Below are 15,125 nucleotides of genomic sequence, written 5' to 3' on the forward strand. Positions count from 1 at the left end.
AGGAAGCTCCTGGTCGTCCTCAACGCTATCATTCGCGACAAAACCGCATTCGCGTGAACACAGTTGCCATTCCGTGAGATTGATGCTTCGCTACGGTGCGGAACAAGGCTTCTAAAAGCCCCTCTGCCCCCTCTGCGGCGTCGCATTCTTCGGCAGAGGTAACGGAATGGATCCTAGGGTCTTCGCTCCGCTTCGCGGAGCTTCGCCCTAGGATGACGACATTGGCCTATAGCGGCACGACCTTACCCTCGGCCAACGTCACGCGCCGGTCCATGCGCGAGGCCAGCTCGTGGTTGTGGGTGGCGATCAGCGCCGCGAGGCCCGATTGCCTGACCAGCGCCTCCAGCGCATCGAACACATAGGAGGCGGTGACCGGATCGAGATTGCCGGTCGGCTCGTCGGCCAGCAGCACCAGCGGCGCGTTGGCGACCGCGCGGGCAATGGCGACGCGCTGCTGCTCGCCGCCGGAAAGCTCGGCCGGCCGGTGCTGCGCGCGCTTGCCGATCTGCATGTAGTCGAGGAGCTGCGCCGCGCGCTCGGATGCTTCCTTGCGGCCGAGCCCCTTGATCAGTTGCGGCATCATGATGTTCTCGAGCGCGGAGAACTCCGGCAGCAAATGATGGAACTGATAGACGAACCCGACATCGTTGCGGCGGATCGCAGTGCGCTCCTCGTCCGACAGCCGTCCGCACGCACGGCCGGCGAGGATCACGTCGCCGGCGTCGGGCCGCTCCAATAGCCCCGCCGTGTGCAAAAGCGTCGACTTGCCGGTGCCCGACGGCGCCACCAGCGCCACCATCTCGCCGCGCCTGAGCGAAAAGTCGGCGCCGTTCAAAATGGTGAGCTTGCGCGGCCCCTGGACGTAGTGCCGCTCGACGCCCTTCAACTCGATAATGGCCTCGGCCATCATTCGTACCTCAAGGCTTCGACGGGATCGAGCCGGGCGGCCCGCCAGGCCGGGAACACCGTCGCGAGGAACGACAGGCCAAGCGCCATGATGACGACATAGGTCGTCTCGCGCGGATCCATCTTCGCCGGCAGCTGGCTGAGGAAATAGAGCTCGGGATTGAACAGGATCCTGCCGGTCATCCAGGAGAAGAACTGGCGGATCGATTCGATGTTGAGGCAGATGACGACGCCAAGCAGCACGCCGGCGATCGTCCCGGTGACGCCGATCGCCGCGCCAGTCATCAGGAAGATGCGCAGAATAGCGCCGCGCGAGGCGCCCATCGTGCGCAGGATGGCGATGTCGTGGCCCTTGTCCTTCACCAGCATGATGAGGCCGGAAATGATGTTGAGCGCCGCCACCAGCACGATCAGCGTGAGAATCATGAACATGACGTTGCGCTCGACCTGCAGCGCCGAGAAGAAGGTCTCGTTGCGCTGGCGCCAGTCGACGAGGTCGACCGGCCGCTGCGCCGCCTGCTCGACCAGCGGCTTCAGCGCGTCGACATTGTCGGGATTGTCGACATAGATCTCGATGGTCTGGGCTCGCCCGTCCATGTTGAAATAGAGCTGCGCTTCCGAGAACGGCATGTAGACGATCGAGCTGTCATATTCCGACATGCCGACCTCGAAGATTGCCGCCACCTTGTAGCCCTTCATGCGCGGCGTGGTGCCGAGCGGCGTCACATCGCCGTCCGGCGAGATCAGCGTGATGGTGTCGCCGAGCACTAGCCCGAGGCTTTCGGCCATGCGCTTGCCGATCGCCACGCCGTCGCCGGTGTCGAAGCCGTCGAGCGTGCCCTGCTTGATGTTGCTGGCGACGATCGAAATCTTGCCGAGATCCTCGCCGCGGATGCCGCGCACCAGGGCGCCCGTGCCGCCGCCGACATTGCCTTGCGCCAGGACCTGGCCGTCGATCAGCGGGATGGCGTATTTGACGCCCGAAACACCGTTGATGCGGCTCGCCACCTGGGCGTAATCCTCCAGCGGCGAATCGAGCGGCTGCACGATGAGATGGCCGTTGACGCCGAGGATGCGGGTCAGCAATTCGGCGCGGAAACCGTTCATCACGGCCATGACGACGATCAACGTCGCGACGCCGAGCATGATGCCGAGAAAGGAGATCGAGGCGATGACCGAGATCACCGTCTCCTTGCGGCGCGATCGCAGATAGCGCCACGCCACCATGCGCTCGAAGCCGGAGAAAGCGCCCGCCGCTGACCTGGCCGCAGCCGCCGCCTCGTTCATGCGGCGATACCCAGGCGTTTCTTGGCCTCGGCGATCGGCAGCGTCTCGCGCTCGCCCGACCTGCGGTTCTTGATCTCGATCTCGCCCGTGGCCACGCCTCGCGGACCGACGATCACCTGCCACGGCAGGCCGATCAGGTCGGCGGTGGCGAACTTGCCGCCCGGCCGCTGGTCGGTGTCGTCATAAAGCACGTCCTTGCCGGCGGCAGTCAGCGCCGTGTAGAGCTCGTCGCAGACACGGTCGCATTCGCCGTCGCCGACCTTCATGTTGATCAGGCCGATATCGAAGGGCGCCACCGCTTCCGGCCAAATGATGCCGTTCTCGTCATGGCTGGCCTCGATGATCGCCGCGACCAGGCGCGATGGACCGATGCCGTAGGAGCCGCCAGAGGCGAAGTGATCCTTGCCGTCAGGGCCGGTCACCTTGGCGCCCATGGGCTTGGAGTATTTCTCGCCGAAGTGGAAGATGTGGCCGACCTCGATGCCGCGCGCCGAGACCTGCTCGCTTGGCGGAACGTTCGCCCAGGCCGCCTCGTCATGCATCTCATCGGTGGCGGCATAAGGCGTCGTCCACTTCTTCACGATATCGCCGATCTCGGCATCGTTTGAGAAGTTGGTGCCGGCGCCCGGCACGTCGAGGGTGAGATAAGCGCGGTCGCAGAACACCTGGCTCTCACCGGTCTCGGCCAGGATGATGAACTCATGGCTGAGATCGCCGCCGATCGGACCGGTGTCGGCGCGCATTGGAATGGCCTGCAGGCCCATACGTGTGAACGTCCTGAGGTAGGAGACGAACATACGGTTGTAGGCGGCCTTGGCGCCCTCGAAATCGAGGTCGAAGGAATAGGCGTCCTTCATCAGGAACTCTCTGCTGCGCATGACGCCGAAGCGAGGGCGCACCTCGTCGCGGAACTTCCATTGGATGTGGTAGAGGTTGAGCGGCAGGTCCTTGTAGGACTTCACATAGGCGCGAAAAATCTCGGTGACCATCTCTTCGTTGGTCGGCCCGTAGAGCATGTCGCGGTCCTGGCGGTCCTTGATGCGCAGCATCTCCTTGCCGTAGTCGTTGTAACGGCCGCTTTCGCGCCACAGATCCGCCGACTGGATGGTCGGCATCAGGATTTCCAGCGCGCCGGCGCGGTTCTGTTCCTCGCGGATGATCTGGCAGACCTTGTCCAGCACGCGCTTGCCCAATGGCAGCCACGAAAAGCTGCCCTGCCCCTGCTGGCGGATCATGCCTGCGCGCAGCATCAGCCGATGCGAGACGATCTCGGCCTCGCGGGGATTTTCTTTGAGAATGGGCAGGAAATAGCGCGACAAACGCATGGACTGGTCCGTGAGTGAAAATGGCGGCGCGGGAATCGGCGCAACCGAGGCTGCTTGCCCGGGCTTCATAGCCATTTCATGGCCGAATGGAAACCCGAGTGCCCCAAAGTATCGAGCCTTCTGCACCTTACCAAAAAGGCGATTTTGGCTGCAAAGTGCCGCAAATGGCTATTTGATCGATTCACAAGCAAGCCCTGCCGCACTATTGTGCAGTGCAGCACGATATTGCCTGTTTCGAGGCAAAATTCTTCGTGACATTTTCACCTGCCTTGGTCTAGTGTGCGCCGATAACCGAGAGGGCGGAGAAAAATCTGCTCTCCTACGCGGTCAAAGTCTTGGGAGGATGCGATCTAGGCGCGGTAACTCGCTGCCGCCGGACACCGGAAACGGATCGGACGCGTTTAAATTGCAAGGCCTTGTGCCTTGCATTTTTTTTGTGCAATCATCTGCTTAGCGCGATCATCTGCCAAACAGCGTCAGCCATGGTTAGCCGTCGAATTCGGAAGCCGGCTTCCGAATTCAACCTTGGCGCGCATATGCTGCTTAATACTTGCGGAGACTGTATCTTCAGCGTCAGTGATGGGCATTCGGACTAAAGTCCGGCATGATCCGCATGATATCGTCGAAGCTGAATCCCAGGCCCATCGTCAGGCCGTAGAGAATGCCCATCACGACCACCGTCACGGTCGTCGCGCGGGCGAAGGCGCGCAGCATGTGCGGGCCGCGCGGTGCGCTGGAAACGGTGCCGAGCGTGACATCCTGGTCGTCGTCCTGGGTGCGCAGGCTGAACGGCAGAACGACGAACAGCACCAGCCACCAGGTGACGAAGAACAGCGCGGCGAACAGGATCCAGTTCATGCCTGCTCCAGTTCGACCAGCGTGCCGAAGAAATCCTTGGGATGCAGGAACAGCACCGGCTTGCCATGCGCGCCGATCTTCGGATTGCCGTCGCCAAGCACACGCGCGCCGCTTTGCTTCAAATGATCGCGAGCGGCCAGGATATCGTCGACCTCATAGCAGACGTGATGCATGCCGCCCGAAGGGTTCTTCTCGAGGAACGCGGCGATGGGCGATGCCTCGCCCAGCGGTTCCAGCAACTCGATCTTGGTGTTGCCGACATCGACGAACGCCACGCTCACACCATGCTCCGGCAGCGCCTGCGGCTCGCTCAGCCGCGCGCCCAGCGTATCCCGATAGGCTGCCATTGCCGCGGCCAGATCCGGCACAGCAAGCGCGACATGGTTCAGGCGTCCAAGCATCGGCCGTTTCCTCAGGCAGTAGGCAGTAGGCAGTAGGCAGTAGAGAAGAAGCAAATTTGGCGAGCTAAAAAGCAATCGCCTTTCCTATTGCCTACTGCCTAGTCCCTACTGCCTACTCCCTCATCTCGTAACAAACACCGTCACCAGCGGCTTCTTGCCCCAGGCTTCGTTGGCGGCGCCGCGCACTGCGCGGCGCACCGCCTCCTGGACCAGGTCGAGGTCTTTTCGGCGCTGACGCGGAATGGAGTCCACCGCGCCGATTGCCGCATCGAGCATCAGATCCTCCAGCGTCTCGCCGCGGGCATCCGCTTCGGCGACGCCGATCGCCACCAGGTCGGGGTCGCCGGCAAGCTCATATTTGTCGTCGAGCACGACATTGACCGCGACATGCCCGGCGAAGGAAAGCTTGCGACGGTCGCGTATGCCCATCGCTTGGTCGGTGCCGATCAGCGAGCCATCCTTGTAGAGCCGCCCGAACGGCACCTGGTCGATGATCGTCGCCGGCCCTGGCCAGAGCCTCAGCATGTCGCCGTCGCGCACCTGCGCCACCTGGCCGATGCCCGACATCGACATCAGCGAGCCCTGCGCCACCAGATGCGCCGCCTCGCCATGCACGGGAACGCCGATCTGTGGCCGCACCCATTCATACATCTTGCGCAATTCGCTGCGGCGCGGGTGGCCGGAGACATGCACCAGCGCGTCGCCGTCCTCGATGATCTTCATGCCGAGATCGATCAGCCGGTTCTTGATCTCGAGGATTCCCTTCTCGTTGCCGGGAATGGTGCGCGAGGAAAACACCACCGTATCGCCAGCCGTCAGCGCCACCGACTTCATCTCGTCGCGCGAAAGCTTGGCAAGGGCAGCCAAGGGCTCGCCCTGGCTGCCGGTGCAGATGATCACCAGGTTCTCGCGCGGGATATAGCCATAGTCTTCCTCGGCGATGAACTCCGGCAGCCCGTCCATGTAGCCGAGCTCGCCCGCCACATCGATAACGCGCTTCAGCGATCGGCCGAGCACGAGGCATTGCCGGCCGGCATCGCGCGCCGCCTTGGCGATCGAGACGATGCGCCCGACATTGGAGGAGAAGGTCGTGACCGCGACGCGCCCCTTCGCGCTCTCGATGACGCCCTTGAGGCCTTCGCCGACAGCGACTTCCGACGGCGACTCCCCTTCCCTCAGCGCGTTGGTGGAATCGCAGATCAGCGCCAGCACGCCCTTGTCGCCATAGGCGCGGAAACGCGCCTCGTCGGTCTTCGGGCCGATCGTCGGCGCCGGGTCTATCTTCCAGTCGCCGGTGTGGATCACGGTGCCGGCGGGCGTGGTGATCGCCAGCGACATCGGCTCGGGAATCGAATGCGCCACTGGAATGGCCTCGATCTCGAAAGGTCCGATGGTGAATTTCTCGCCGGCCCGGTAGATCGACGCCGGGATCTTCGGCGCGCCCTGCTCGCCCTGTCGCTTGGCTTCGAGCAGGCCGGCGGTGAACGGCGTCATCCAGACCGGGACTTTAAGCTTCGGCCAGATATCGAGCAGCGCCCCGTAATGATCCTCATGCGCATGGGTGATGACGATGCCGCGCAGGCCGTCGATATTCTCCTCGATGAAGCGCGTGTCGGGCAGGATGAGATCAACGCCGGGATGTGCCGAGTCCGGAAAGGTGACGCCGACATCGACGATGATCCATTCGCGCGCGTCGGCAGGCCCATAGCCGTAAAGGGCGAAGTTCATGCCGATCTCGCCGACGCCGCCCAGCGGCGCGAAGACGAGCTCGGCGTTTTCTCTATTCGCCATCAATTCTTTCCTTCCTGGCCGCTTTGGCCAAGTCGTTGGCGCAAACCCGGGAAAAGCGTGTCACCGCTTTCCGTCCGGAATTGCACAGAACAAAATTATGCCCGGGCCGAGGCGACCGCGCCGAAATGCACGTCGCCGGCCGCGATCGTCAAAACCGATCCCTCATCGTCGCGGATCACAAAACGGCAGTCCTCGTCAATGGTTTCGAAGACGCCGCGCACCACATTGCCGTCAATTCTGACAGCAACTTCGCCGCCGAGCCCTGCCGCGCGGGCAAGCCAGCGCTTTCTGATAGCATCGAGCCCGCGCCCGTCATCCCATAGGCGGGCATTCTCGCTCCACGCATCCGAAAGCGCCAGGAACAGCGTTTCGGCATCGCAAGTCGCGCCCAGCGCCTGCAGCGACGTCGCCGGATAAGGCAAATCCTCAGGGTAAGCCACGACATTGACGCCGATGCCGATGGCGACGGCGAAGCGGCCGCCATCGAGCATCGCCGATTCCAACAGGATGCCGGCAAGCTTGGCGCCCGACGCCAGCACGTCGTTCGGCCATTTCAATTCGAAGCGGTTGCGGCCCTGGCTCGCGCCGTCGACGGCGACGGCGATCCGGCCCTTCGGCACGACGGCGTCGAGCGCGTCGGCCAGCGCAAGCCCGGCGACGAAGCCGAGCGTCGCGGCAAGCCGGAGCTCGCCGCCCGGAACCAGAAGCAGCGTCGCCGCGAGATTGCCCTCCGGCGTTGCCCAGGCGCGGCCACGCCGGCCGCGGCCGCTCTCCTGCTTCTTCGAAACGACCCAGAGCTTGCCGGGATCGCCGGCGCGCGCGTGTTCCAGCGCCAGCGCGTTGGTCGAGCCGACGCTGTCATGCGCCTCGAGCCGGAACCCCTCCGACGCCGCGGTTGGAGCCAGCCGAAATGCCATCCCGTCAGAAGAAGGTCTTGGCGGCGGCTTCGGCATAATTGCCGATCGGCCCGCCGATCAGCACATAGAACAGCACGAAGGCGCCGCTGACGCCGAGCACGAGGCGTAGCTCGCTGGCCATCGGCACGAAGCCGCCGACCGGCTCGTCGAACCACATGATCTTGATGATGCGCAGGTAATAGTAGGCGCCCACCACCGAGGCCAGCACGCCGATAATCGCCAGCGCGTAGAGATGCGCGTTAATGGCGGCGAGGAACACGTACCACTTCCCCCAGAAGCCGGCGAGCGGCGGAATGCCGGCCAGCGAGAACATCAGGATTGTGAGGATTGTGGCCATGATCGGGTTGGTCGAGGCGAGACCGGAAAGATCGCTGATCTGCTCGACATTGCCTTCCTTGCGCCGCATGGCGAGGATGAAGGCGAAAGTGCCGAGCGTCATCACCAGATAGATCAGCATGTAGATGGCGACGCCGCGCACGCCGGCCTGGCTGTTGGCGGCAAGGCCGACCAGCGCGTAGCCCATATGGCCGATCGAGGAATAGGCCATCAGGCGCTTGATGTTGGTCTGGCCGATGGCCGCGAAAGCGCCAAGCGCCATCGAGGCGATCGAGATGAAGACGACGATCTGCTGCCAGTCCGAGGCAATCGGCTTGAAGGCGCCCATGGTGACGCGCACGATCAGCGCCATCGCCGCCATCTTCGGGGCGGCTGCCAGGAACGCGGTGATCGGCGTCGGCGCCCCCTCATAGACATCCGGCGTCCACATATGGAACGGCACGGCCGAGATCTTGAAGGCGAGGCCTGCCAACACGAACACCAGGCCGAAGACGAGGCCGAGCTGGCGCTCGCCGCTGCCAAGCGCCGTCGCGATTTCCTGGAAGCCGGTATTGCCGGTGTAGCCGTAAACGAGGCTGATGCCGTAGAGCAGCATGCCCGACGACAGCGCTCCGAGGACGAAGTATTTCAGGCCGGCTTCGGTCGAGCGCAGATTGTCGCGGTTGATCGCCGCCAGCACATAGATCGCCAGCGACTGCAGCTCGAGCCCGAGATAAAGCCCTATCATGCCGTTGGCCGAGATCATCAACAGCATGCCGAGCGTGCAGAGCAGCACCAGCACCGGGAATTCGAACTTGTCAAAATGCTCCTGGCGCGCGAAGCGCATCGACATGATGAGCGTCACCGCCGATCCGATCAGCGCCAGCATCTTCATGAAGGCGCTGAAGGAATCCTGCACGAAGGCGCCGCCATAAGCAGCGCCTTGCGTGCCGGAGAAGCCAAGCCAGAGGCCGGTCATCACCAGCACGAGGACGGCCAGGCCGGTTACGGTCATGGTGCTGTTGGAGCGCGAATAGGCCCCGATCATCAGGAGCGCGAGCGCACCGACGGCGAGGATCAGTTCCGGCGTCGAGAGCGAAAGGCTGGAGAGAAGGTCCGGCGTCATGGTCTATTCCCCAGTCAGTTCGCCGCCGCGGTCTGCGCGGAATTGATGGATGCGGTGACGTTGGTGACGAGCGTCTTGACCGACTGGGCCGTCGCGTCGAACACCGGCGCCGGGTAGACGCCGAAGAAGATGACCAGCACCACCAGCGGGTAGACGATCGCCTTCTCACGCGGCGAAAGGTCGAGCAGGTTTTTCAGGCTGTCCTTGCTCAGCGCGCCGAAGATCACCCGGCGATAGAGCCACAGCGCGTAGGCCGCCGACAGGATGACGCCGGTGGCGGCGAAGAACGCCACCCAGGTGTTGAGCTTGAACACGCCGAGCATGGTCAGGAACTCGCCGATGAAGCCGCTGGTGCCGGGAAGGCCGACATTGGCCATGGTGAAGATCATGAACACGGTGGCGTATTTCGGCATGTTGTTGACGAGACCGCCATAGGCGTCGATCTCGCGCGTATGCATGCGGTCGTAGATGACGCCGACGCACAGGAACAGCGCGCCCGAGACGAGGCCGTGGCTGAGCATCTGGAAGATCGCGCCCTGCACGCCTTCCTGGTTCATAGCGAAGATGCCCATGGTGACGAAGCCCATATGGGCGACCGACGAATAGGCGATCAGCTTCTTCATGTCCTCCTGCATCAGCGCTACCAGCGAGGTATAGATGATGGCGACGACCGAGAGCGTGAACACCAGCGGCGCGAACATCGCCGACGCCTCCGGGAACATCGGCAGCGAGAAGCGCAGGAAGCCGTACCCGCCCATCTTCAGCAGGATGCCAGCCAGGATGACGGAGCCCGCGGTCGGCGCCTCGACGTGGGCGTCGGGCAGCCAGGTATGTACCGGCCACATCGGCATCTTCACTGCGAAGGAGGCGAAGAAGGCGAGCCACAGCCAGGTCTGCATGTTGGCCGGGAAATTATGCGTCAGGAGCGTCGGGATATCGGTGGTGCCCGATTGGAAGAACATCGCCATGATGGCGAGCAGCATCAGCACCGAGCCGGCGAGCGTGTAGAGGAAGAACTTGAACGAGGCATAGACGCGCCGCTTGCCGCCCCAGACGCCGATAATGATGAACATCGGAATCAGGCCGGCCTCGAAGAAGACGTAGAACAGGACGATGTCGAGCGCGCAGAACACGCCGATCATCAGCGTCTCGAGGATCAGGAAGGCGATCATATAGGCCTTGACCCGCTTCTCGATCGCATCCCAGGAGGCCAGTATGCAAAGCGGCATCAGGAAGGTGGTCAGGATGACGAACAGCATCGAGATGCCGTCGACGCCCATGTGGTAGGAAATGCCCGAATCCAGCCAGGCGTGCTTCTCGACAAACTGGAAGCCGGCCTGCGAATTGTCGAAGCCCGTCCAGATGAACAGCGAGATGACGAAGGTGAACGCCGTCGTGATGAATGCGATCGCGCGGATGTTGCGGCGCGCGTTTTCGCTGTCGTCGCTGATGAACAGGATGAGCAGAACACCAACCAGAGGCAGGAAGGTGACCAGCGAGAGGATTGGCCAGTCGGTCATCAGAGCATCATCCAGGTGACGAGAGCGGCCACGCCGATCAGCATGGCGAAGGCATAGTGATAGAGATAGCCGGTCTGCAGCTTGACGACCCTGTTGGTGACGTCGACGACGCGCGCCGAGATGCCGTCGGGGCCGAGGCCGTCAATGACGGCGCCGTCTCCGGTCTTCCACAGGAACCTGCCGAGGCGCTTCGCCGGCCGCACGAACAGGAAGTCGTAGAGCTCGTCGAAATACCACTTGTTGAGCAGGAACGCATAAAGCAGGCGATGATTGGCGGCGACGCTTCGGGGAAGTTCCGGCGAGCGGATATAGAATTTCCAGGCCACCGCGAGGCCGATCAGCATGGCGACGAACGGGGCGAGCTCTACCCAGAGCGGCAATTCGTGGATCTCATGCAGGATGTGGTTTTCCGGCAGCGTGAACAGCGAAGCCTTCCAGAATTCGGCGTAACCCTCGCCGATGAAGGCGCCGTGGAAGATGATACCGGCAAACAGCGCGCCGGCGGCCAGCACATAGAGCGGCACCAGCATCACCGGCGGCGATTCGTGGACATGGTGCATGACCTCGTGGCTGGCGCGCGGCTCGCCGTGGAAGGTCATGAAGATCAGCCGCCAGGAATAGAAGCTGGTGAAGCAGGCGGCGACCACCAGCAGGATAAAGGCGAAGCCGGCGACCGCATTGTGGCTGGCGAAGGAGGTCGCGATGATGGCGTCCTTGGAGAAGAAGCCGGCGGTGCCGATCACCGTTGCCGGAATGCCGACGCCGGTCAGCGCCAGCGTGCCGACGATCATCATCCAGTAGGTCGCCGGGATGAGCCTGCGCAGGCCGCCCATCTTGCGCATGTCCTGCTCGTCGGACACGGCATGGATGACCGAGCCGGAGCCGAGGAACAGCAGCGCCTTGAAGAAGGCGTGCGTGAAAAGGTGGAAGATCGCCGCGCCATAAGCGCCGACGCCTAGCGCCACGAACATGTAGCCGAGCTGCGAGCAGGTCGAATAGGCGATGACGCGCTTGATGTCGTTCTGGACGAGGCCGACGGTCGCCGCGAAGAAGGCGGTGAATGCGCCGATGAAAGTGACGACGGTCAGCGCCGAATGCGACAGCTCGAACAGCGGCGAAAGCCTCGCCAGCATGAACACGCCGGCGGTCACCATGGTCGCCGCGTGGATGAGCGCGGAGACCGGCGTCGGGCCTTCCATCGCGTCCGGCAGCCAAGTGTGCAGCGGCACCTGCGCCGACTTGCCCATGGCGCCCATGAAGAGCAGCAGGCAGACCACCGTCAGCGCCGTCTGTTTGTCGAGCGCTTGGCCGAGGAAAGTGAGCACGGCAGCACCCGCCGGCGCGCCTTCGGCCGGCAGGAAGGATGCGGCATTGGCGAACACGGTGCTCAGATTGACCGAGCCGAACAGCACGAACACGCCGAAGATGCCGAGCGCGAAGCCGAAGTCGCCGACGCGGTTGACGACGAAAGCCTTGATGGCGGCGGCATTGGCCGACGGCTTCTTGTACCAGAAGCCGATCAAGAGATAGGAGGCGAGACCGACGCCCTCCCAGCCGAAGAACATCTGGATGAGATTGTCGGCGGTCACCAGCATCAGCATCGCGAAGGTGAACAGCGACAGATAGGCGAAGAAACGCGGCCGGTTCGGATCGTAGTGCATGTAGCCGATCGAGTAGATATGGACCAGCGCCGACACGGTGTTGACGACGACCAGCATCACCACCGTCAGCGTGTCGATCCTGAGCGCCCAGGAGGCGTCGATGCCGCCCGACTGGATCCAGCGCAGCACCGGCACGGTGAACACTTCGCCATGGCCGAAGCCGACGGTGAAGAAGGCAACCCACGACAGCACCGCCGCGATCACCAGGAAGCCGGAGGTGATGTATTCGGAAGCCTTGGCGCCGAGCGAATTGCCGAACAGGCCGACGATCAGGAAGCCAAGCAGCGGAAGGAAGACGATAGCCTGATACATGATGGTTCCCGTCAACCCTTCATCGCGCTCACGTCTTCGACCGCGATCGAGCCGCGGTTGCGGAAGAAGACGACAAGAATGGCAAGACCGATCGCGGCTTCAGCGGCTGCGACCGTCAGCACGAACAGGGCAAAGACCTGTCCGACGAGGTCGTGCAGAGCCGCCGAGAAAGCGACGAAGTTGATGTTGACCGCAAGCAGGATGAGCTCGATCGACATCAGGATGACGATGATGTTGCGGCGGTTCAGGAAGATGCCGAACACGCCGAGCGTGAACAGGATCGCCGATACGGTCAGGTAATGTGCAATGCCGACGACCATCTCAGATACCCTCGCCCGATTTGACCTTGCGGATTTCCATGCCCGTCGCCGGCGTGCGGGCGACCTGCGCGGCGATCGACTGCCGCTTGACGCCTTCCTTATGGCGCAGCGTCAAGACGATGGCGCCGATCATGGCGACCAGCAGCACAAGGCCGGAAATCTGGAAATAATAGAGGTAGTCCGTGTAGAGGATGTCGCCGAGCGCCGCCGTGTTGGAGCGCGTGGCGAGATCCGGCGTTGCCTTGGCGACCGTCGAGGCGAGCTGCGGTGCGAATGTGTAGCCGCCGAGCACGACGATCAGCTCGGCCGCCAGGATCAGCCCGACCAGCGCGCCGATCGGCGCGTATTGCAGCGCGCCCTCTTTCATCTCGGCAAAGTCGACGTCGAGCATCATGACGACGAACAGGAACAGCACCATAACCGCGCCGACATAGACGACCAGCAGGATCATCGCCAGGAACTCGGCGCCGGTCAGCATGAACAGCCCCGCGGCGTTGAAGAAGGTGAGGATCAGGAACAGCACGGAATGCACGGGGTTGCGCGACGAAATGACCATGAAGGCCGACGCCACGGCGATAAAGGCGAAGAGGTAGAAAAAGGCCGCCTCTAGTCCACTCAGCATGGGTTCCCCCGGGTTCCAAATTCCGACTCCGACCCGCCTCCGGTTCGAAACCGCGTGTTCCTTAGACGGACGACGTTGCGCCGTCCACTTTCTTGTTCTTTCTCCCCGTTTACGGGGAGAAGGTGGCCCGAAGGGCCGGATGAGGGGCACGCCAAGTTTCCAGAAGCTGGCGCCGCCCCTCATCTGCCTGCCGGCATCTTCTCCCGGTTTACGAGGAGAAGCACGCTAATCACCTATACGGCGCATCCAGCGCGATGTTGCGCGCCAGCTCCCGCTCCCAGCGATCGCCGTTCGCGAGCAGCTTTTCCTTGTTGTAGTAGAGCTCCTCGCGCGTCTCGGTCGCGAATTCGAAATTCGGCCCTTCGACGATGGCGTCGACCGGGCAGGCTTCCTGGCAGAAGCCGCAATAGATGCACTTCACCATGTCGATGTCGTAGCGCACGGTGCGGCGCGTGCCGTCATTGCGGCGCGGGCCGGCCTCGATGGTGATCGCCTGCGCCGGGCAGATCGCCTCGCAGAGCTTGCAGGCGATGCAGCGTTCCTCGCCGTTCGGATAGCGGCGCAGCGCATGCTCGCCGCGGAAGCGCGGGCTGATCGGCCCCTTCTCATGCGGATAGTTGATCGTTTCCTTCGGCGCGAAGAACTGGCGCATCGACAGGAAGAAGGCGCTGACGAAATCCTTCAGCAGCAGCGATTTTGCGGCCTGGGCCAGAGCGGACATCACGCAAACCCCGTGATCTTGAGGAAGGCCGCGGTGGCCACGACCATGAACAGCGAGATCGGCAGGAAGACTTTCCAGCCCAGCCGCATCAGCTGGTCGTAGCGGTAGCGCGGCACAAACGCCTTCACCATGGAGAACATGAAGAACATCAGGCAGATCTTCAGCACGAACCAGATCACCCCAGGTATCCAGGTGAAGGGCGCGAAGTTGAACGGCGGCAGCCAGCCGCCGAGGAACAGGATGGTCGCCAGCGCGCACATCAGGACGACGGCGACATACTCGCCGAGGAAGAAGAGCAGGAACGGCGTCGACGAATATTCGACCATATGACCGGCGACGAGTTCCGATTCCGCTTCCACCAGGTCGAAGGGCGGACGGTTCGTCTCGGCAAGCGCGGAAATGAAGAACACCACGAACATCGGCAACAGCGACAGCCAGTGCCAGTCGAGGAAGGTGTTGGGCAGGCCAAGCCGCGTGCCGAGACCGTCTTGCTGCGACATGACGATGTCGGAGAGGTTGAGCGAGCCGACGGTGAGCAGCACGGTGACGATGACGAAGCCGATCGAGACTTCGTAGGACACCATCTGCGCGGCCGAGCGCAACGCGCCGAGGAACGGATATTTCGAGTTCGATGCCCAGCCGCCCATGATCACGCCATAGACCTCGAGCGAGGAGATGGCGAAGACATAAAGGATGCCGACATTGATGTTGGCGATCGCCCAGCCCTCATTGACCGGAATGACAGCCCAGGCCGAAATCGCCAGCACCGCCGAGACCAGCGGCGCCAGAAGGAACACGCCCTTGTTGGCGCCCGACGGGATCACCGGCTCCTTGAAGACGAATTTCAGAAGGTCGGCAAAGGCCTGCAGCGTTCCCCATGGACCGACGACGTTCGGCCCACGCCGCAATTGCACCGCCGCCCAGATCTTGCGGTCGGCATAAAGCAGATAGGCGACGCCGATCAGAAGCACGACGATCAGCACGACCGACTTCAACAGGATCAGCAGCGTCGGCAGCACGTAGAAGGAGAAGAAGGTGTCCAT

The 15,125-nt window shown here is 62.9% G+C and carries 14 protein-coding genes; all 14 read right to left on the reverse strand.

The window, feature by feature from the left end; genetic code table 11:
- Nucleotides 1-226: 226 nt before the first annotated feature.
- Nucleotides 227-910: an ABC transporter ATP-binding protein gene (locus LB529_RS10950; protein ID WP_176476897.1), complete on the reverse strand. Its 684-nt coding sequence runs from the start codon at nt 908-910 to the stop codon at nt 227-229.
- Nucleotides 907-2,193, reverse strand: a complete 1,287-nt coding sequence (locus LB529_RS10955) for a lipoprotein-releasing ABC transporter permease subunit (RefSeq protein ID WP_140839951.1) — start codon at nt 2,191-2,193, stop codon at nt 907-909. Before LB529_RS10955 ends, LB529_RS10950 begins: the two co-directional genes overlap by 4 nt.
- Nucleotides 2,190-3,518 (reverse strand): proline--tRNA ligase, encoded by a 1,329-nt coding sequence (proS, locus tag LB529_RS10960; protein ID WP_224711078.1) that lies wholly within the window; start codon nt 3,516-3,518, stop codon nt 2,190-2,192. Before proS ends, LB529_RS10955 begins: the two co-directional genes overlap by 4 nt.
- 573 nt (nt 3,519-4,091) lie before the next feature.
- On the reverse strand, nt 4,092-4,376 hold the full coding sequence (locus tag LB529_RS10965; RefSeq protein ID WP_224711079.1) for a DUF1467 family protein: 285 nt from the start codon (nt 4,374-4,376) through the stop codon (nt 4,092-4,094).
- Complete coding sequence (gene mce, locus LB529_RS10970) at nt 4,373-4,777, reverse strand: methylmalonyl-CoA epimerase (RefSeq protein WP_140542006.1); 405 nt, start codon at nt 4,775-4,777, stop codon at nt 4,373-4,375. The genes LB529_RS10965 and mce overlap by 4 nt, the downstream gene beginning before the upstream one ends.
- Nucleotides 4,778-4,897: 120 nt before the next feature.
- A complete protein-coding gene (locus LB529_RS10975; RefSeq protein WP_224634293.1) occupies nt 4,898-6,568 on the reverse strand; it encodes a ribonuclease J in 1,671 nt (556 codons plus the stop codon).
- Between the two features lie 95 nt (nt 6,569-6,663).
- Nucleotides 6,664-7,485, reverse strand: coding sequence for a biotin--[acetyl-CoA-carboxylase] ligase (locus tag LB529_RS10980; RefSeq protein ID WP_224711080.1), 822 nt, complete (start codon nt 7,483-7,485; stop codon nt 6,664-6,666).
- 4 nt (nt 7,486-7,489) lie between these two features.
- Nucleotides 7,490-8,926, reverse strand: a complete 1,437-nt coding sequence (gene nuoN, locus LB529_RS10985; protein WP_224711081.1) for an NADH-quinone oxidoreductase subunit NuoN — start codon at nt 8,924-8,926, stop codon at nt 7,490-7,492.
- A 14-nt stretch (nt 8,927-8,940) separates the two neighbouring features.
- A complete protein-coding gene (locus LB529_RS10990) occupies nt 8,941-10,446 on the reverse strand; it encodes an NADH-quinone oxidoreductase subunit M (RefSeq protein ID WP_224711082.1) in 1,506 nt (501 codons plus the stop codon).
- Nucleotides 10,446-12,419: an NADH-quinone oxidoreductase subunit L gene (nuoL, locus tag LB529_RS10995; RefSeq protein ID WP_140839938.1), complete on the reverse strand. Its 1,974-nt coding sequence runs from the start codon at nt 12,417-12,419 to the stop codon at nt 10,446-10,448. Before nuoL ends, LB529_RS10990 begins: the two co-directional genes overlap by 1 nt.
- A gap of 11 nt (nt 12,420-12,430) precedes the next feature.
- Nucleotides 12,431-12,739, reverse strand: coding sequence for an NADH-quinone oxidoreductase subunit NuoK (gene nuoK / locus LB529_RS11000; protein WP_027168992.1), 309 nt, complete (start codon nt 12,737-12,739; stop codon nt 12,431-12,433).
- Nucleotide 12,740: 1 nt separating this feature from the next.
- Nucleotides 12,741-13,361, reverse strand: coding sequence for an NADH-quinone oxidoreductase subunit J (locus LB529_RS11005; RefSeq protein WP_140545674.1), 621 nt, complete (start codon nt 13,359-13,361; stop codon nt 12,741-12,743).
- 229 nt (nt 13,362-13,590) lie between these two features.
- Nucleotides 13,591-14,082: an NADH-quinone oxidoreductase subunit NuoI gene (nuoI, locus tag LB529_RS11010; protein WP_095764866.1), complete on the reverse strand. Its 492-nt coding sequence runs from the start codon at nt 14,080-14,082 to the stop codon at nt 13,591-13,593.
- Entirely contained in the window at nt 14,082-15,125 is a 1,044-nt protein-coding gene (gene nuoH, locus LB529_RS11015; protein ID WP_095764865.1) for an NADH-quinone oxidoreductase subunit NuoH, read from the reverse strand. The genes nuoI and nuoH overlap by 1 nt, the downstream gene beginning before the upstream one ends.

Origin of the sequence: Mesorhizobium sp. CA5 (genome assembly GCF_020165105.1) — a bacterium.
Taxonomy (GTDB): Bacteria; Pseudomonadota; Alphaproteobacteria; order Rhizobiales; family Rhizobiaceae; genus Mesorhizobium.

What these genes read in the sequence shown, in the direction of transcription:
- LB529_RS10950 (WP_176476897.1), bottom strand. Translation starts at nt 910, where the DNA reads ATGATGGCCGAGGCCATTATCGAGTTGAAGGGCGTCGAGCGGCACTAC.
- LB529_RS10975 (WP_224634293.1), bottom strand. Translation starts at nt 6,568, where the DNA reads ATGGCGAATAGAGAAAACGCCGAGCTCGTCTTCGCGCCGCTGGGCGGC.
- mce (WP_140542006.1), bottom strand. Translation starts at nt 4,777, where the DNA reads ATGCTTGGACGCCTGAACCATGTCGCGCTTGCTGTGCCGGATCTGGCC.
- LB529_RS10980 (WP_224711080.1), bottom strand. Translation starts at nt 7,485, where the DNA reads ATGGCATTTCGGCTGGCTCCAACCGCGGCGTCGGAGGGGTTCCGGCTC.
- LB529_RS10955 (WP_140839951.1), bottom strand. Translation starts at nt 2,193, where the DNA reads ATGAACGAGGCGGCGGCTGCGGCCAGGTCAGCGGCGGGCGCTTTCTCC.
- nuoK (WP_027168992.1), bottom strand. Translation starts at nt 12,739, where the DNA reads ATGGTCGTCGGCATTGCACATTACCTGACCGTATCGGCGATCCTGTTC.
- nuoH (WP_095764865.1), bottom strand. Translation starts at nt 15,125, where the DNA reads ATGGACACCTTCTTCTCCTTCTACGTGCTGCCGACGCTGCTGATCCTG.
- nuoL (WP_140839938.1), bottom strand. Translation starts at nt 12,419, where the DNA reads ATGTATCAGGCTATCGTCTTCCTTCCGCTGCTTGGCTTCCTGATCGTC.
- nuoI (WP_095764866.1), bottom strand. Translation starts at nt 14,082, where the DNA reads ATGTCCGCTCTGGCCCAGGCCGCAAAATCGCTGCTGCTGAAGGATTTC.
- proS (WP_224711078.1), bottom strand. Translation starts at nt 3,518, where the DNA reads ATGCGTTTGTCGCGCTATTTCCTGCCCATTCTCAAAGAAAATCCCCGC.
- nuoN (WP_224711081.1), bottom strand. Translation starts at nt 8,926, where the DNA reads ATGACGCCGGACCTTCTCTCCAGCCTTTCGCTCTCGACGCCGGAACTG.
- LB529_RS10990 (WP_224711082.1), bottom strand. Translation starts at nt 10,446, where the DNA reads ATGACCGACTGGCCAATCCTCTCGCTGGTCACCTTCCTGCCTCTGGTT.
- LB529_RS10965 (WP_224711079.1), bottom strand. Translation starts at nt 4,376, where the DNA reads ATGAACTGGATCCTGTTCGCCGCGCTGTTCTTCGTCACCTGGTGGCTG.
- LB529_RS11005 (WP_140545674.1), bottom strand. Translation starts at nt 13,361, where the DNA reads ATGCTGAGTGGACTAGAGGCGGCCTTTTTCTACCTCTTCGCCTTTATC.